Below are 17698 nucleotides of genomic sequence, written 5' to 3' on the forward strand. Positions count from 1 at the left end.
CAATGCGATTGCTTCATACAGCAGACTGGCATCTCGGGCGTTCATTGGAAGGCAGAAACAGGCTAGCAGAACAGCAAGCTTTTTTGGACGAACTGGTAGAGATCGTGAAAAGCGAAAAAGTAGATGCCGTTCTTATGGCCGGAGATGTGTTTGATACGGTGAATCCTCCTGCAGCTGCAGAGCAAATGTTTTTTGATGCTATTGCAAGGCTCAGCAGAAAGGGAGAGTGTCCCTTTATCGCAATAGCAGGAAACCACGATCATCCAGACAGATTAGCTGCTTCGTTTCCTCTTTCAAAGGAACTAGGAATTACGCTTGTTGGACTGCCAACTATGGAATTGCAGCGAATTCCGATTCGAAAATCAGGCCAGATGCTTGAAATTGCAGCACTTCCATATCCGTCAGAATCACGCCTTAAAATGCTGTTAAGTGATTCAGCAGAAGAACTGGATGTCAGAAATCAATATGATGATTGGGTCGATTCCTATTTTAAAAAAATCACGTCTAACTTTCAGCCAGGAAACGTGCATGTTGCGATGAGTCACCTTTATGTAGCAGGAAGCAAAGAAACGGAATCAGAACGCCCTGTCCACATTGGCGGCGCTTATACGGTAGCAGCAGAAAGTCTTCCAGAATCTGCTCAATACGTAGCACTCGGTCACCTTCATCGGCCACAGATCATTAAACGTGCTAAAACAGAAGCGCGTTATTCTGGCTCACCGCTTTCTTACAGCTTTTCTGAAAGTGGACAAGCTAAATCAGTCACCATAATTGATGTTGAACCGAATGGTAAAGCAAAAGTGGAAGAAATCTATCTAGCTGCAGGTAAACCGCTTGTTGCCTGGGAAGCGAAAAATGGTGTATCAGAAGTATTTAAATGTATTGAAGATGGAATGCACCAAAATTGCTGGGTTGATCTATCTATTCATGTGGAAGATGCACTCTCGATGGAGGAAATTCAGAGGCTTCGAAAAGCGCATGACGGGATTGTTCACATTAAACCTGTTTTTAAAGAAACGCTCGGTGAACAGATAGCGGTTTCTGCACAAAAACTTCCTGTAGATGAATTGTTTACAACGTTTTATAAGAGGCAGACAGGTGGAGCTGTTCCAGATGAACAATTGATTTCTCTTTTCTTAGATCTCATTAGTGAAGAGAACATAGAAAGAGAGGAAACAGAATGAGACCGATATCATTAACTGTTTCAGGATTGCAAAGCTTTCGCGAAGCACAATATGTTCCATTTCATGAACTGTGTTCTGGTGGTGTCTTCGGTATTTTCGGACCGACAGGAAGCGGGAAATCGACTATTCTTGATGCAGTGACATTAGCACTGTATGGAAAAGTGGAACGTGCAGCAGGCGGAACACATGGGATCATGAATCAAGCTGAAGATAAGCTTTCTGTTTCTTTCTCGTTTCAATTAGGTGAAGGTGTTCAGCTAAAGGAATATACCGTGGAACGTTCTTTTAAAAGAAACGGAGAACACACGATTCGAACGAGTACATGCAGACTGATTGAAACTGTGAATGAGGAGTCTGTCGTGCATGCAGATAAGGAAAGAGATGTTACACGTCTTGTGCAAGAGCTGATTGGACTGACGATCGACGACTTTACCCGGGCAGTTGTATTGCCACAAGGTAAATTTGCTGAATTTTTATCATTAAAAGGTGCCGACCGAAGACAAATGCTTCAGCGGCTTTTTCAGCTTGAAAAATATGGCGATGTGTTAAATCATAAACTAAAAAAACGGTCTGATGAGCAAAAAAACAGAAGCAATGAGATTATAGCCGAGCAGGCAGGTCTAGGTGATGCTTCTTCTGATGCATTAAAGAGCGCTGCAGCTGCTTTAAAAGAAAAAGAAGATAAACTGAGGAATATCTCAGAGCGTATGAAAAAAGAAGAAGAGAACGTTAAGTCGTTGGAGTTGTTCTTGGAAGCTCAAGTTCAGCAGGAAAAACTGCTAAAAGAACAAAGCGATCTAGAGAGTAAGCAAACGGATATAGAACATCTGCAGGTTCAATTAAAACGGGCCATACACGCGGACAAGATTTTTCCTTATGCAAATGAGTGGAGCGCTTCGGTTTCTGCAGAAAAAAAGATTTCTGATGATCATGAACAGCTAAAAAAACGTACAGAGAGCTTGAAGGTAACATTAGCAGAGTCAGAAGAAAAATATGAAGCTGTTAAAATAAAAAGAAATCATGAAGAACCGATCCTTATTGAAAAACGCAGCAGTCTTAAGGAAGCGTTAGGCTGGGAAAAAGAGCTTGTTGAGAAGAGTCGAGCATTAAAGACTGAATCTGAAAAACATCTCGCAATTGTTAAAGCCTTTAAAGAGAGTGAAAAGGCAGAGTCTCATTTGTCTGAAATTCTTAAACGAGGTAAAGACAAGCAGACAGCTTTAAAAACAGAGTTATCCAAAATCGAGGTTACCCAAAAAGATCGAAGCATTTATCAGAAAGCCATACTCTTATCTCAACGGTTAAAAGATGTAGAGGAAGAGCATCAAAATATTTTAAAAGAACTGAGTGGAACTGAAAGAGAATTGAAAGTGTATGAAGGGAATAACACAGCCATTCAGACCTCTCTTTCAGATCACTTTAATAAAGGAAAGAAAATAGCCTCTAACATTCAGCATCTTTATGATGAGATCTGGGAAACGGTACGTAAGAATGAGCAGCTGGCCATCTCACTTCAAAATGAACTTAAAGAGCAAAGAGCAAAACAGGATTATTTGCGCATCCGTCATCTAGCAGCACAGCTATCGGCTGAATTAAAAGAGAACGAGCCTTGTACTGTCTGCGGCTCAACGGTACATCCTTCCCCTATGCAAACTTTTGAGCATACTGAAATACATGGAGAAGAGATTCAGAAGTTAGAAACCGCTTATGAAGGATTGATGCGGCTGCACCATGAGTTACAGCATAATAGCGAAGTGCTCGAAAAGTTATCTCAAAAAGTGTGGAACCGATTCGATCTAGCAGCTGCAGAAACAGCCGCAGCAAATCAGAGTATGACGATTGATGAAACAGAAAAGACACTAGCGTTTTCGTTTCTTGAATTTGAGGTCCACACAGCGAAAGTGAAAGGGATTCAGCAAGATAAAATACAAATTGAAGAACAAGTCGATTTATTGTTGAACCAACTAGATGATGAACAAAAAAAATCGGAGCGTCTTTCTGCAACGATTGACAACTGCTTAAAACAAAAAGAAAAATTAAAACACCAAATCTCCATTTTAACTGAAAAAAATAATGAGCATCTTTCAGAATGGAAACAATCTAAGATACCTTTTGAGCCAGACAAGCTTACTCAAGAACTTGATCTTTTTCAGCAAAAAGAAAATCGTCAAGCCGAGATTATCAAAAGCTTAAACGTAGCTGAAGAGTTTTTGGAACAGCAAGCAAAAAAATTAGAGTCGGCTAAAGAAGAAAATTCGAAATTGCATAGCGCATTAAACGTCTCATTAAGTCAACAAGAGATGCTTCAGAAAGAAGTTCAAGCCCTAAGTGACAAGATTTATAAAAGAGTAGGAAATCAGAGCGTTCAAAACGCATTGGAAGATATAGATAAACAGCTGAACGATCTGAAAAGTAACTATTCGTTGGCAGAACAAAATTATGAACAGGCGAAAAACCATTATTTTGAATGTGATAAAGCCTATCATTCTGTTGTTTACAGGTTAAAAGATGCTCGCATTAGAAAAGAAAAAGCAGAAAACGAATGGAACAAGCATTTAAGCTCATCAGATTTCCATTCATATGAAGAATTTAAAAGCTGCTTAAGAAACGAAGAGGTTCAAAGTGAATGGGAGCAGCAAATTACGCACTATCAAGATCTATGTAAAGCAAATGCTTCAGCACTTGATGCGATCAAAGAAAAACTGCCACCTGAGTTACTTTCAGTAGAGAAGTTACAGCAAGCAAAAGAACAGCTATTAACATTAACTCAAGAAACAAATGATACACGTGAGGCTGTAGGTGAAGCAAGACAAAGCTTCATGACCATTGAAAATAACCATAAACGATACAACGAACTGCAAGAGGAGAAGGAAAAAGTTTCTCAATTATTGGAGCAGTTGGGCAAACTCCAAAGTGTTTTTCGTGGAAATGCTTTTGTCGAGTTTATGGCAGAAGAGCAGCTTCATCATGTAACACGTGATGCATCCAGCAGACTGTCTAAGCTTACAAGGGGACGATACGCCATTGAAGTAGATTCTAGTGGTGGATTTGTTATCCGCGACGATGCAAATGGTGGCATTAAACGTCCTGTTACTTCTTTATCTGGCGGTGAAACGTTCTTAACATCACTATCATTAGCACTTTCGCTGTCAGCGCAAATCCAGTTAAGAGGGAAGTTTCCTCTACAATTTTTCTTCTTAGATGAAGGGTTCGGTACGCTTGATCAAGAGTTGCTCGATACAGTTGTAACGGCACTCGAAAAAGTACAGATGGAAAACTTCTCAATCGGCGTGATTTCGCACGTTCCTGAATTAAAAGCACGATTAACAAAACGATTAATCGTAGAACCAGCCGAACATTCAGGTAAAGGAACAAGGGTCCGTCTCGATGAGGTTTAAAGGAATTATGAGAAAAGGCTTAAGGTGAAAACCTTAAGCCTTTTATTGTAAGCTTTTTATAGATAGTTCTTTTTCTTCTATGACAGTTGATTGGAGTGTAAGATGCTAGATTCTCGGCTAGGACAGGCGGGCAGGTGAGACACTTAAGAGTGGAATGTACAAATGTGGCTCACCGCCTGCCCCGCGGAAAGCGAGCATCTGGAACGGAAATCAATCACTCCCAATAACAACATAGCTTACGAAACAGCCTTATTCTATTATCCCGCTTCCAACGACATCTACTTCAATGGATGCTTTAAATCTTATATTAGGGTATTCTTCTTCCCAATTTAATTTTTCCCAAGTTGGATAGTGGAACGCCATTACTTTTCTTCCAACTCCATATGGATCACTGTTCATTTTCTGCAGTCTGTTAATGACGTCTTGAGCATCTTTAGAGAATTTTTTTGATAGCAGTTTTTCTACTTTTATAATTTCGGAAGATTTTGCTAAATTATCTTGTGGGTATTCGGAAATCACTACTTTAGTTTTTAATTTAATTTCAGCCGAGACCTCTCCTGTTGGTGAGACTAAAACTTTAAAATGCCGTTTATTTTTTTTAACTTTAATGGTGGCATAATTTAAAGTGTCTTCATCTTTCTTGTGCCATATTTTTTTTGTTGTAGACATTTGAATCGTAGCGGATTCACCCGTTAACATTGTGTAAACGACAGATAATGGTTCTGGTATACTTCCTACCATCTTATGACCTCGAAAAAGAGCGACACCTTTTACTTTCACTGCTTTTATCTTATCTCCAACATGTGTTAAATAAGGAAGTGCAAAATCTTGACCGGGATCAAACATAATTGGACAAACTGTCTGAATGTTTTCCTTTGGAATGGTTGCTCCTTCTTCTGCACTTCGAATTAAGTCCCTTAAATATTCCCCAACACCCGTTGTTTTTTTAGTCTCTTCAAAATCATTACTAATAATATCTGAAGCTTTTCCTGCAGAAACCGCTAATTTTGCATTAAGTGCCGATTTAGGATCTCGATAAAAAACATCCAATAAGTGGTAGATATCTTTTTTGCAGCATCTTCACCAAATACAATAATCTGATTCTTAGAAGCTTCCAGTCTTTCTGAAACCTTCCGATCTAATCGAAGCCGGCTTTGACGAGCGGTAAAACCGGATGCAGAAAAAATTTGATTCTCCGTATTTCTTTGACCAGCTTCAGCTGCAACGGCTTGAGGAATCGCCGCCGTTGTAATAACTTTTCCGCTCTTTGTATAATCAAAACCTCCTGCTGTGATAAGCTTTGTTTGATTAAGCATACTTTGATCCCAACACCCTGTTAAAAGACTAAGAATAGGAACAAGATACAGAATTTTTTTCATGATGATGCGGTTCCCTTCTCTTGTTTTTTTCTAATAACTGCAATTAGCAGCAAAAAAATCGGAGCTATTCCTGAAAATAGAAGAGAAGTCATACTGATGTATTTATTCCAAGTTAAGATCTCTAATTTTTCATTTGGAATAATTGCGATCAAAAAACAAAATAGCGCAATGAATGGTGCCGCAGATTCGTGTTTTTTCAGTTTGAAAAGAGTTTGAAGACCCTTTGATGCTACATACAAATAGCTGATAAAGGAGGTAGCAACTGAAATGATCCATATAGATAGAAATATTAAATCTGTTCTTTCGATAACTGTGAAAGAAAATGCTTTTAGCATGTACAGCACGGGTTCAGGAACAATGACAATTTCCAGCGGATTAAAATACATATAAGTGGTCACAACAATAAATAAATAGATTAAAGTTACGGACAGGGATGCAAATGAAAGGACCTTTAATTTCTTGTTTGAAGCTCCAGATGTGTAAGCTAAAAATACAAGAGCGACATCAAATCCAAGCAATGAAACCATTGCATCTGATGAACTTCTAATGATGTTAGATACACCAACACTACCTACAGGAAAGATATACAATAAATGAAGGTCAGTATATGCGTATAGGATCAAACCTAATAAAATCAAGAGCAATGGCGTTACAATTGTAAAAAATCTAGCCATTTCTCTTGGGGTACTCGTTATGAAATAAACACCTGTAAAAGCCATGATGAAAATAATAACCCAGTGTGGTGTATCAAATAAAATCCATTTACCGACGACTTGGTTATACAAAGCTAAAATTAAAATCGAGATAAAAGCAAAGTGCAGTGTGTATATAAAATTAAACACAAACCCAAGCGGTTTCCCCATTATTTTTGGAAGGATATCAAAAATCGTACTCTTCGGAAATCTGTTACACAATTTCCAGATAGCTAATAAAGAGAACTGTATGAAAATTCCTGCAAGCATGAGTGAGATCCATCCATCCGTTTTTGCTTTTACAAACAGTGAATAAGGTAAAGATAGAACGCCAACCCCTATTTGTGTTTGAAAAATTAAAAAGAACAGTTGTCTGTGTGTAATACTTTGACTGCTCATGATTTATCCCACTTTCGAGTTTGGTTGTCGAGGCTCTCCTGTTGTGTCTGCAGATCTTGTGGTCTCCGGTTCATCATCCAAAACGGGACACGTATTATGGCATCTTTAAAATCCTTCCATTTAAAAGGTGCAAGTGGTGCGAAGTAAGGAGCACCAAATGTATATAGACGGCAAAGGTGAAACAGCAAGATCATGATTCCAAAAATAATGCCTAAAAAACCCATCGTTGCTGCAGCAATCATAAATGGAAAGCGCAGTATGCGGACAGCAGCACTCATTTCATTCGATGGAACGATATAAGCAGCAATGGCTGTAATAGCGACAACAATAATCATAAGGTTTGAAACGAGACCTGCTTTAACAACGGCATCGCCGATTACTAGACCACCGACAATTGCGATCGTAGAACCGATACGAGTAGGAAGGCGGATTGATGCTTCCCGGATCAATTCAATGGTAAGCTCCATCAAAAGTGCTTCAAAAAGAGGTGGATACGGAATGTCTTCCAGTGAGCTTTTAATTAAAAGAATTAGACCAAATGGGATGACTTCAAAGTGAAAGGAAACAATGGCAATATAAACGGCAGGCAACCCCATTGCTATAAAAAAGCTAAATAGCCTGATCGAACGGAAAAAAGAGCCGATAATCCACCGTTTATTATAGTCATCTACAGATTGGTAGAACGTAAAAAAGTTGACTGGCATCACATGTGCTGTTGGCGATGTATCGTAAACAAGAGCAATTCTTCCTTCCATTAAGTTTGCTGCAACGCGGTCAGGGCGCTCAGTGCTCAATATCTGTGGAAAAAAACTAAAAGGTTTGTCTTCGATACTTTCTTCAATATTTCCTGGCGTATATACGGCATCAGCTTCAATGGATCTAATTCTTCGCTCCACTTCTTTTACATAATCCATATTAGCAATATTATCCACATATAGAAGTGCTATGGTAGTATGTGTTTCATTTCCAACTCTTAAATACTTGATTGTCAATTTAGGTGTTTTTAAACGTTTTCGAATCAGAGCAAGATTGATCGACAGGCTTTCTATAAAACCATCGTGTGCCCCTCTTATAATTGTTTCATTGTCGGGTTCAGTAATATCCCTTTCTGTTTTTACAGGTGTGGCTAATGAATAAAAGCAACTAGTGTCTTCTGTAAACACAAGTGTATTTGACTGTAAGAGTAAAGATTGCGCTTTTGTAAAATCTGTCTGCTTTTTTAAGGCGAGATTCATCATTTGATCAAAGGATTCTTGAACGTTTTCATGAGAAATCTCGAATACGGGGTTAATGATCTGACTTTGAACTAATTGTTTATCAATAATCGATTCGATATAAAGAAAAGCAAGTTTTGACTCATCTCCAGGCAGCTCTATGATTTGAGTGACTAAGTCATCTGTCGAACCGAACGGTTTCTTGACTTGAGAAAGTACATCATCTATCGTTGTTTTTTCTTCTGTTTTATTTTCCGTATTTACACCCTTTTCTTCAATGTGCACAGGTGCTGCTTCTTGTTTTAACTTTTTTGGTTTTTTAAAAAAAGTCATGATGAATATCATCCCGATTCGCAATAATTTGGATTAGTTTTTGCTACCTAAATCTATTTATGCGAATAACTTAATATTTTTTATTAAATGAGTCAGAAATTGTCATTATGAGTAAAAAATTGTGATAACATAGACTGATAAAGAGAGAGAAGGGGTGGCCTCATGTCAGGAAGAGCACAATTCATTCCTGCTTTAACAAAGCCTAATACATATTTTGCGTTTTATAATGAGTGGAAAGATAAAGAAGGATTTTGGATCAGGTTTTTTGCAATTTTAGCTGTAAGTGGATTGCTTCATGCATTATCATTTTTTGCAGCATTTCCATCGTTTAAAACCATATCTTTCGTGGAAGCAGCAAAACTTTCTGGAGCAGAACAAGAGCTTCTTAGATATTTACTAGCATTGGCAGGCGGGGCATGGGGAGTAATCGTCCCCTTGCTTGTGATACAGTCAGGGACGGTATTTTTATGGTTTTTTTTCCGTGATATCGGCTACAAAGCTCTTTTTTACGTAATGAGCGTCGTTTACATTCTTTTTTTAGTGGGATTGCTTTTTGAACTGCCATTACAGTTTGTAACAGGTGCTGAGGAGGTTGTTCAGCCGTTAGGTTTTGGTATGGTCGGTGTTCTGTTCTTAAAACATGGTTTTTGGAAAGAACTGTTGAACTTAATCAATGTGTTTACAATATGGGGTTCGGTCGTTGTCTATGTGGCTCTTAGACAACTTTCTTTTAAAGAGAGAAAGTACTGTTTGGTTGTAGCCATTGCCTTTTCAGTATTTTTTATTTTAATGTTTTCGCTATATGCCGCGTTAGCCAGCGGACAGCTGATATAAGGGGGAGAATGGGTTATGAACAGACTGAAATGGCTTGCCGCAGCTTTAATGGTTCTTCTCCTGATCGTAATGAACGTGATGATTTTTGATAAACAAGAATCTGCTGCTGTTGAAGCGCCAAGGTTAGAGACCGGCCTTTCAAAGCAAAAAGACTTTACGAAAGAACACGAAGCAACAGGTGTTGCTTTATCGAAAAACACATTTGATATCTATCAAAATTCTTCACTCGGTACAATAAAAGAAATTGTGGCGATAAAAGGGGAGACCGTTACTTCAGGTCAAACGCTAATTACATATGAGAATGAAGACATTAAAAGCGAAATTCGCAGCTTAAAAAGGGATAAAGAAGCTGCTGATGTTCGAAGCGACCACTATTCAAATGAAGAAAGCAGATGGAAAAGTGAACTCTCAAATTTTGATGAAGAAAAAGACAACGCTGATGCTAAACTAATTCTGCAAAAAGAATTAGCTGAAGCCGAATTGCAAAGCGATCTTGCTGAAAATGAAAGTTCCGTGCTTTCAGACGAGATTGCAGATTTAGAAAAACAATTGGATGAACTTTCAGTGAAAAGTCCTGCAGACGGTATCGTTTCTGAAGTGAATGGAATTGGGAGTAATGGACCGCTTCTAACCATTGTAGGTCAAGGTAATTTTGAACTTGTAGCAGAAATTGAGCAAAATATTGCTGCTGTTGTAAAAACAGGGGATTCGGTACAAATCATCTCCATGGACAACAAAAAGCTGAATGGTACCATTCAAACTTTATTACCGACAAATCAAAACAAAAGCTTTAAGATGACAGTTTTAGTAGAAGAGGAAGCCGCATGGGTAGAAGGCCAAACAGCTAAGATTATCATTACTGAAAAACTGGCCGAAAAGGCAGTTAGCGTACCAAAGCAAGCCATTCTAAAAGACGATGGTAAAACCTACGTATTAACCATTGTGAAGGATAAGCTGTACAAATTAAAAGTTACTACCGGTCTCGAGCAAAAAGGTTACGTACAGATTAAAAAAGGTCTCAAAAAAGGTCAAGTAATTGTTTTAAATCCGTCACCAGTTTATGTATCAGGACAGCCTGTATTTAAAAAATAGGCTGATCTCTAAAATGTTGTGCTTATTGAACAAAACTGCTAGCGCTGCAGTTGGACAGGTAAGATCCCGCATTTTTTTATAAAGCTCAATTGGCCATAAGAGCAAAGTGAGCTCTCTTTAGTGGAATAACTTATATCTCGAAGCTTGTTGCTTATGGCTCGCTTGTTTGGTTTATTTCTTCTTTGACTAGTTGATTGGAGCGCAAGGTGCGTGCCTACCACCTGAGAACCCTTCTAAGCAGGGCATGCGACGAGGAAACTCACCTCGATAGCATTTGCTTTTAGACGCAGGAGCAAGAATACTTCCCTTAAGGCGGGCAGGTGAGACACTTAAGAGTGAAACGTACGAATGTGGCTCAAGCCTGCCCCGCGGAAAGCGAGCAACCTGGAGCGGAAATCAACCCATTCAAAAGCACCTAGTATAAACAATCCTATATAACAAAAAGGGACGCGATTTACGCGTCCCTTTTTACTTGCAATGATTCTTTTGAAGTACTATAAATTCTCGTACTCTGCTGTTTAGGATCAAACAAAGCAATAAGCAAAAAGTTTTCATCTTTTGGATGCAACTTCAGCTCTTGTGACAACGGGTCAACTGCCGTTTCTGTAACAAATGCGTGCTTATGCAGATCTTTTTCAGAAAGAGCAGGAAATCCTTCGATGAGTTCCGGATTTTGAGCGAGCACAGATAAAACCTTAGATGTTTCTTCTTTGATTTGTGTGTTTTCCCACCAAGGCTTACGCGGCTTAAACTGCTGACGCTCTAAGTAATCGAGCTTCATCAAACTTTCAGCAACAGGCAATGCATGAGGTGCAGCTTCCTTCAGAAAAGCGATTAAACGATTAAACAGGTCTTCAAGCTGATGACCGATTCTCGACCAGCCTCGTGTCTCCCAATACGTTCCGAACTCTTGGAAGAAGTCAAACGGTGACTCAAACACATTATGAATCAAGTATTTTACCGTATGATCCATTCTGTGATCGTTCCAGTACTTCTCAAGAACATCTTCCACTTGTTTGATACGGATAATCTCATCAAACGTTAACACGTTATTTCCTAAGATCTCATATGGAGAATGATCCATATACACATAATCATGTTTTTCAGCTGTTAGTCTAAGCCCTGTTCCCCGCAGCATTTTTAAGAACCCTAACTGCACTTCTTCAATTCCAAATGCAAATACGTCGTTAAATGTTTTACGGAACGAGTTATAATCTTCTTCAGGCAATCCAGCGATTAAGTCCAAATGCTGAACAATCTTTCCGCCGTCGCGCACAGTTGTTACTGTACGGGTAAGCTTCTCGAAGTTTTGTCGGCGCTGCACGAGTTCGTTTACTGCGTCATTTGTTGACTGAACTCCGATCTCAAACCGGAACAATCCTTTTGGAGCATGTTCATTCAAGTACTCGATCACTTCAGGTCTCATAATATCAGCTGTGATCTCAAACTGAAAAACGACGCCAGGTCTTCTGTTTTCAATGAGAAAAGAGAACATATCAAGTGCATAGTCTCTGCGAATGTTGAACGTTCTGTCAACAAACTTAATAATCTTCGCACCGTTATCCATTAAAAAGATCAAATCATCCTTCACAAGTTTTGGATCAAAATAACGTACCCCAACTTCAATCGATGATAAACAGAAAGCACAAGAATATGGACAGCCGCGGCTCGTTTCAAAATAAGTAATTCGTTTTGAGAGAGACTGAATATCTTCTTCAAAACGGAAAGGTGATGGAACAGTCTTTAAGTCAAGCTTTTCTCGTGGTCCATTGATCTTTGGCTTTCCGTCTTTTCGGTAAGCAAGACCAGCAACGGTGTCAAAGCCAGCATCGTTTTGAATCTGAGTTAACAGATGTTTAAATGTTTCCTCACCTTCATTTACAACGATAAAATCCACTTCAGGGATGCTTTCAAGCCAATGCGCGACATCATAAGAAACTTCAGGACCACCTAAGACGATCTTCGTTTCAGGCTTAATCTTCTTAAACATCTGGATGACTTTTATCGTTTCTTCTATATTCCAGATATAGCAGCTGAATCCGAGTACATCGGGATCTTGACTGTAAAGATCTGTTACGATGTTAAGAGAAGGGTCTTTTATCGTGAATTCACGAATCGTTATAGGAAATTCAGGCTCGCTATATGATTTTAAATAGCGAAGCGCAAGACACGTGTGTATATATTTAGCATTAAGCGTACTTAGTACAGTTTTCATGTTAATAACCTCATTATTGTTACCCTGTATAAGGGCGATTTAGATGACATATTATTTTATCATATTTTTTAACGAATCAAAAACTGGATTTAAGACGATTCATACAGCAAATTTCTTTACGGTTCAGAGCCTGGCACTATATAGTAGAACTAATTATGGTGTAAGCGTTTTAGAGGAGGAATGATAAACATGAAATTTGTAACAGCAGTACGAAATGAGCAGCGCTTTATAGGGATGGTTAAAGAGGAGGATCAAGTGATTGATCTATCAAGTCTTGCTGACATCAAGAGTGTGGACTTTCCGGCAACTTTACATGAAGCGATTACCCTAGGATTTGATTTTTTAGGTAGAGCAGAAGAGTTGGTTAGCTTGGAAGAAGCGGGAAAACATACTTACTTAATGAGTGAAGTAAAACTTCTAGCTCCTATTCCGCGTCCTGGTAAGAATGTTTTTTGCATCGGGAAAAATTACCGAGATCATGCAATTGAAATGGGAAGCGAGGCAGATATTCCTGAGGATATCATGGTTTTTTCTAAAACTCCAACGTCTGTCATTGGTCACAAAGAAGGAATACCAAGTCATTCTTCTATTACAAATCAACTCGATTATGAAGGGGAACTTGCTATTATTATTGGAAAAACGGGTACAGGAATTACGAAGGATGAAGCAATGAACCACGTTTTTGGCTACACGATTATTAACGATATAACAGCTCGTGATCTTCAGCAAAAACATAAGCAATTTTTACTTGGAAAGAGTTTAAACGGGACATGTCCGATGGGGCCATGGATTGTTCATCACTCTGCAGTTCCAAATCCTGAGAACCTTCGAATCGTTACAAAAGTAAATGGAGAAGTAAGACAGAACGGAAATACCTCTGATTTTATTTTTGATATCCCGACCATGATCGAGGAACTTTCAAAAGGAATGACGCTCGAAGCTGGAGATATAATCGCAACAGGAACACCTGCAGGAGTTGGAAAAGGAATGAAACCGCCTGTATTTTTAAAAGCGGGTGATCGGGTAGAAATTACAATAGAAGGAATCGGGACGCTTCGTAATGAAATAGTAGAATGAAGTCGAATTAACTAGTTACATAGAGGAGGAATTCACATGGAAAAGCTGCTTTATATTAACGGTTCATGGACAGGAAATTCACTCGAAAAAATAGAGGTATATAACCCTGCTAATGGTGAAGTGGTAGGAACGGTGCCGTCTTGTGGAAAAGAAGAAACAGATGCGGCGATTGATGCGGCACACGATGCATTTCCTCGCTGGTCCAAATTAACTGCATACGAACGGGCTGAATACCTCATGAAACTACATGACTTAATGATTGAACAAAAAGAAGAACTAGCAGAACTGATGACGCTGGAAATGGGGAAACCACTAAAAGAATCCGTCGGTGAAGTGATGTATGCGGCTTCCTTTATTAAATGGTACGCTGAAGAAGGAAAACGTGTATATGGCCGAACGATCCCTTCTAGTGCTGAAAATAAACGAATGCAAGTTTTACGTCAGCCTGTTGGAGTAGTTGCAGCGATTACGCCATGGAACTTTCCGGCAGCGATGATTACAAGAAAGCTAGGTCCAGCACTCGCTGCAGGCTGCACGTTTATTGTGAAGCCGCCAAAAGAGACACCACTAACTGCAATTAAGCTAGTAGAACTTGCTGATCAAGCTGGCTTTCCAAAAGGCGTTATCAATCTTGTAACAGGATCATCGTCTGTGATCGGAAAAGCCATCATGGATTCTGAAAAAGTAAGAAAAGTAACGTTTACTGGTTCAACTGAGATCGGCAAAAAATTAATCGAACAGAGTGCAGCGACAGTTAAGAACATATCCATGGAGTTAGGTGGCCATGCACCTGCAATCGTGCTTGATGATGCAGATCTCAAAAAAGCAGTAGCAGGAATCGTAGCTTCCAAGTTTCGTAACGCTGGCCAAACGTGTATTTGTATCAATCGCGTATATGTCCAGGAAAACGTATACGATGAGTTTGTTGAACTTGTTGCGGCAGAAGCACAGAAACTAAAAGTGGGTAACGGTCTTGAGGAAGGTACGGACATCGGACCGATTATTAATAAAGATGGTTATGAAAAGATTTCTGAACATGTTGAGAACGCTGTATCAAATGGTGCAGAATGTGTTACAGGCGGTAAAGGAAAAGCGGAAAACCGTGCCTATTATTATGAGCCAACTGTTCTAAAGAACGTAACCCAAGATATGCTGATTATGAATGAAGAGACGTTTGGACCGGTTATTCCGATTCATAAAATCACTTCTATTGAAGAAGGCATCAAGCTCGCAAACACAAGTCCGTTTGGGTTAGCAGCATACGTGTATACCGAAAGCATGTCCAAAGGAACACAAATTGTTGAAGGATTAGATTATGGAATCATCGGCTGGAATGATGGCGTTCCATCAGCTGCACAAGCGCCGTTCGGCGGTATGAAAGAGAGTGGACTTGGCCGAGAAGGCGGAGTAGAAGGAATGGAAGCGTACTTGGAGACAAAATACGTAAGCTACGTATTATAAAAACTATTTAAGAAATTGGGTGATGACATATGGATTTAGGGTTAAAAGGAAAAAATGTATTAGTTCTTGCTTCTAGTAAAGGGCTTGGAAAAGCGTGTGCACTTGAGTTTGCAAAAGAAGGCGCAAACGTGATGCTGACAAGCCGTGATGAAGCACAGCTTTCTAAGACTGCAAAAGAAATTAAAAGTCAAACAGGTTCTGCTGTTTATTTTAAAGTTTGCGACATCACGCAGCGTAATGAGATTGATGAACTAGTGGCAGAAACGGTTGATAAGCTAGGCAGTGTTGATGTACTCGTGAATAACGCTGGAGGACCTCCAGCAGGCACGTTCAATGATTTTGAAGATGAACATTGGCAGGGTGCCTTCGAGTTGACATTGTTGAGTCTCGTTCGATCAGTTCGTGCAGTCACACCGAACATGAAAAAAAATGGTGGTGGACGTATCGTGAACATCGCGTCATCTTCATTTAAGCAGCCGATCGACGGGCTAATTTTATCAAACACCTTCCGAACAGCCATTAATGGTCTATCCAAAAGTCTCTCGCAAGAGCTGGGCAAAGACGGCATTCTAATCAACACGATCGGCCCAGGACGCATTGGAACAGATCGAGTTGGTGAATTAGATCAGATGGTTGCTGAGAAAAAGGGAGTTTCAGCAGAGGAAATAAAAGCTGCTATGGAAAGCGGAATTCCGCTAGGGCGTTATGGTGAGCCTGAAGAGTTTGCGAAGATGGTCGTATTTTTATGCTCTGGTGCTAACACATATATTACGGGTCAATCGTTATTAATTGATGGAGGTATGGTTAAAGCTTTATAAGTTGTACGATAAAAGAAGCAGCAGTTGCTGCTTCTTTTTTATTTATGTAGGGGTATAAGGCGAGGTGGCATTTGTCGAGATTTGTAAACTCGCGGATAAATCGCAAAAACTTTTTGATTGAAGGTTATTCTCGTGGATTGACATCCAAAACTCGTGGATTGGACCTTATTTTTTGTGGATTTAAAAGACCTGATACAGCTTAATACCCCAAGTGGTATCACTTAATAGGCAGTTTCGGGGGCGTTGAAAGCTAAAAAAGAAAGAGCTGACTACTCAGAGTCAGCTCTTAATAAAAAATCATACAGAAAGTACGTTTTTAATGCGTTCGATTGCCCATTCAAGGTCCTCTTCAGAAATAATTAGAGGAGGAGCAAAGCGAATGACGTTTTCGTGTGTTTCCTTACATAACAATCCTTGTTCTTTTAAACGTTCGCAATACGAGCGGGCAGGTTCGTTCAATTCAACACCGATGAACAAGCCTTTTCCGCGAACTTCTTTTATAACCGGGTTATTAATCTTCTTTAACTCACCTAAGAAGTACTCGCCAAGCTTAAAGGAACGATCAACTAAGTTCTCTTCTACAAGAACTTCTACTGAAGCAACAGATACAGCACAAGATAATGGGTTACCACCAAATGTAGATCCGTGAGAACCAGGGTTGAATACACCCAGTACTTCGCGGTTAGCCGCTACACAGGAAATCGGCATAACACCACCGCCAAGTGCTTTTCCAAGGATATACATGTCTGGCTCGATCTCTTCCCAGTCACAAGCAAACATCTTACCAGAACGTCCTAAACCAGATTGAATTTCATCTGCTACAAAAAGAACGTTTTCTGCTTTACATACGTCAAGGGCTTCTTTTAAGAATCCTTCACGTGGAATAACGATTCCAGCTTCACCTTGGATTGGCTCTAAAATGAATGCAGCTGTATTTGGAGTGATCGCTGCTTTTAATGCATCAAGATCACCGTAAGGGATAAGCTTGATACCAGGAAGCATCGGGCCAAATCCACGCTGATAGTCAGGGTCAGATGACATGGATACCGCGGTCATCGTACGTCCGTGGAAGTTTCCTTCACAAACGATGATTTCTGCTTGATTATCAGCAACACCTTTTACATCATAAGCCCAGCGGCGAACAGCTTTAATTGCCGTTTCTACAGCTTCTGCACCCGTGTTCATCGGAAGGACCATGTCCTTTTTTGTTAACGCTGATACTTTTTCATAAAAATCACCAAGTTGATCATTGTGGAATGCACGTGAAGTAAGCGTTACTTTGTCAGCTTGATCTTTTAATGCTTGAATGATTTTAGGGTGACGGTGACCTTGGTTAACCGCAGAGTAAGCACTAAGCATGTCCATGTATCGATTACCTTCAGGATCTGTTACCCATACACCTTCAGCTTGTGAAATTACGATTGGAAGCGGATGATAGTTCTGTGCACCATATTGTTCCGTCTTAGATATTACAGTTTCCGTATTCTTCGTTTCTGTCTGTTTCAAAGGAAACACCTCTATTCTGCAAGATTTCTCACATTGCTATTATAGCAATGAAAGTGCTTACTTTACAGGGGTAACTCTTTTCATTGCCTAGTTCTG

At 39.6% G+C, this 17698-nt stretch carries 13 protein-coding genes; 7 read left to right on the forward strand and 6 right to left on the reverse strand.

The annotated features are described in order from the left end of the window. Positions 1–2 precede the first annotated feature (2 nt). Positions 3–1184, forward strand: a complete 1182-nt coding sequence (locus tag AWM68_RS04160) for an exonuclease SbcCD subunit D (RefSeq protein ID WP_066237247.1) — start codon at positions 3–5, stop codon at positions 1182–1184. Further along, complete coding sequence (locus AWM68_RS04165) at positions 1181–4582, forward strand: AAA family ATPase (RefSeq protein ID WP_066237250.1); 3402 nt, start codon at positions 1181–1183, stop codon at positions 4580–4582. The genes AWM68_RS04160 and AWM68_RS04165 overlap by 4 nt, the downstream gene beginning before the upstream one ends. Before the next feature lie 249 nt (positions 4583–4831). Here AWM68_RS04165 and AWM68_RS04170 read toward each other — a convergent pair whose 3' ends face one another. Genes AWM68_RS04170 through AWM68_RS04185 form a run of 4 tightly spaced genes read right to left on the reverse strand, consistent with a single transcriptional unit; the run spans position 4832 to position 8599 of the window. Then, positions 4832–5632, reverse strand: a complete 801-nt coding sequence (locus AWM68_RS04170) for a Ger(x)C family spore germination C-terminal domain-containing protein (protein ID WP_066237254.1) — start codon at positions 5630–5632, stop codon at positions 4832–4834. Beyond that, on the reverse strand, positions 5584–5961 hold the full coding sequence (locus AWM68_RS04175; RefSeq protein ID WP_066237257.1) for a hypothetical protein: 378 nt from the start codon (positions 5959–5961) through the stop codon (positions 5584–5586). Before AWM68_RS04175 ends, AWM68_RS04170 begins: the two co-directional genes overlap by 49 nt. Next, positions 5958–7052, reverse strand: coding sequence for a GerAB/ArcD/ProY family transporter (locus AWM68_RS04180; protein WP_066237259.1), 1095 nt, complete (start codon positions 7050–7052; stop codon positions 5958–5960). Before AWM68_RS04180 ends, AWM68_RS04175 begins: the two co-directional genes overlap by 4 nt. Next, positions 7049–8599 carry a spore germination protein gene (locus tag AWM68_RS04185; protein ID WP_082820555.1) on the reverse strand — a complete coding sequence of 517 codons (1551 nt, stop codon included), beginning with the start codon at positions 8597–8599 and terminating at the stop codon, positions 7049–7051. The genes AWM68_RS04180 and AWM68_RS04185 overlap by 4 nt, the downstream gene beginning before the upstream one ends. 162 nt (positions 8600–8761) lie before the next feature. Between AWM68_RS04185 and AWM68_RS04190 the strand changes: the two genes are divergently transcribed. Together AWM68_RS04190 and AWM68_RS04195 are read left to right on the forward strand one after the other, a co-directional pair. Further along, positions 8762–9433 (forward strand): hypothetical protein, encoded by a 672-nt coding sequence (locus AWM68_RS04190; RefSeq protein ID WP_066237262.1) that lies wholly within the window; start codon positions 8762–8764, stop codon positions 9431–9433. A 15-nt stretch (positions 9434–9448) separates the two neighbouring features. After that, positions 9449–10525: an efflux RND transporter periplasmic adaptor subunit gene (locus tag AWM68_RS04195; RefSeq protein ID WP_066237265.1), complete on the forward strand. Its 1077-nt coding sequence runs from the start codon at positions 9449–9451 to the stop codon at positions 10523–10525. A gap of 454 nt (positions 10526–10979) precedes the next feature. On the opposite strand, the gene AWM68_RS04200 is transcribed toward AWM68_RS04195, so the two are convergent. Continuing rightward, entirely contained in the window at positions 10980–12740 is a 1761-nt protein-coding gene (locus AWM68_RS04200; protein WP_066237267.1) for a B12-binding domain-containing radical SAM protein, read from the reverse strand. Positions 12741–12929: 189 nt separating this feature from the next. Here AWM68_RS04200 and AWM68_RS04205 point away from each other — a divergent pair, with 189 nt between their 5' ends. The 3 genes from AWM68_RS04205 to AWM68_RS04215 are packed head-to-tail and all read left to right on the forward strand — an operon-like array spanning position 12930 to position 16096. Beyond that, positions 12930–13817 carry a fumarylacetoacetate hydrolase family protein gene (locus AWM68_RS04205; RefSeq protein ID WP_066237270.1) on the forward strand — a complete coding sequence of 296 codons (888 nt, stop codon included), beginning with the start codon at positions 12930–12932 and terminating at the stop codon, positions 13815–13817. Between the two features lie 36 nt (positions 13818–13853). Beyond that, on the forward strand, positions 13854–15278 hold the full coding sequence (locus tag AWM68_RS04210; RefSeq protein ID WP_066237272.1) for an NAD-dependent succinate-semialdehyde dehydrogenase: 1425 nt from the start codon (positions 13854–13856) through the stop codon (positions 15276–15278). A gap of 29 nt (positions 15279–15307) precedes the next feature. Then, positions 15308–16096: an SDR family oxidoreductase gene (locus tag AWM68_RS04215; RefSeq protein WP_066237275.1), complete on the forward strand. Its 789-nt coding sequence runs from the start codon at positions 15308–15310 to the stop codon at positions 16094–16096. Positions 16097–16393: 297 nt separating this feature from the next. Here the strand turns inward: AWM68_RS04215 and AWM68_RS04220 are convergent, their stop codons facing one another. After that, a complete protein-coding gene (locus tag AWM68_RS04220; RefSeq protein ID WP_066237279.1) occupies positions 16394–17602 on the reverse strand; it encodes an ornithine--oxo-acid transaminase in 1209 nt (402 codons plus the stop codon). Positions 17603–17698: the final 96 nt, after the last annotated feature.

It is taken from the genome of Fictibacillus phosphorivorans, from assembly GCF_001619875.1.
Taxonomy (GTDB): Bacteria; Bacillota; Bacilli; order Bacillales; family Fictibacillaceae; genus Fictibacillus; species Fictibacillus phosphorivorans_B.

Bases quoted from the DNA above. Each gene is read 5' to 3' on its own strand.
- AWM68_RS04210 (WP_066237272.1), top strand. From the start codon at position 13,854: ATGGAAAAGCTGCTTTATATTAACGGTTCATGGACAGGAAATTCACTC.
- AWM68_RS04160 (WP_066237247.1), top strand. From the start codon at position 3: ATGCGATTGCTTCATACAGCAGACTGGCATCTCGGGCGTTCATTGGAA.
- AWM68_RS04215 (WP_066237275.1), top strand. From the start codon at position 15,308: ATGGATTTAGGGTTAAAAGGAAAAAATGTATTAGTTCTTGCTTCTAGT.
- AWM68_RS04165 (WP_066237250.1), top strand. From the start codon at position 1,181: ATGAGACCGATATCATTAACTGTTTCAGGATTGCAAAGCTTTCGCGAA.
- AWM68_RS04200 (WP_066237267.1), bottom strand. From the start codon at position 12,740: ATGAAAACTGTACTAAGTACGCTTAATGCTAAATATATACACACGTGT.
- AWM68_RS04185 (WP_082820555.1), bottom strand. From the start codon at position 8,599: ATGACTTTTTTTAAAAAACCAAAAAAGTTAAAACAAGAAGCAGCACCT.
- AWM68_RS04175 (WP_066237257.1), bottom strand. From the start codon at position 5,961: ATGAAAAAAATTCTGTATCTTGTTCCTATTCTTAGTCTTTTAACAGGG.
- AWM68_RS04190 (WP_066237262.1), top strand. From the start codon at position 8,762: ATGTCAGGAAGAGCACAATTCATTCCTGCTTTAACAAAGCCTAATACA.
- AWM68_RS04195 (WP_066237265.1), top strand. From the start codon at position 9,449: ATGAACAGACTGAAATGGCTTGCCGCAGCTTTAATGGTTCTTCTCCTG.
- AWM68_RS04205 (WP_066237270.1), top strand. From the start codon at position 12,930: ATGAAATTTGTAACAGCAGTACGAAATGAGCAGCGCTTTATAGGGATG.
- AWM68_RS04180 (WP_066237259.1), bottom strand. From the start codon at position 7,052: ATGAGCAGTCAAAGTATTACACACAGACAACTGTTCTTTTTAATTTTT.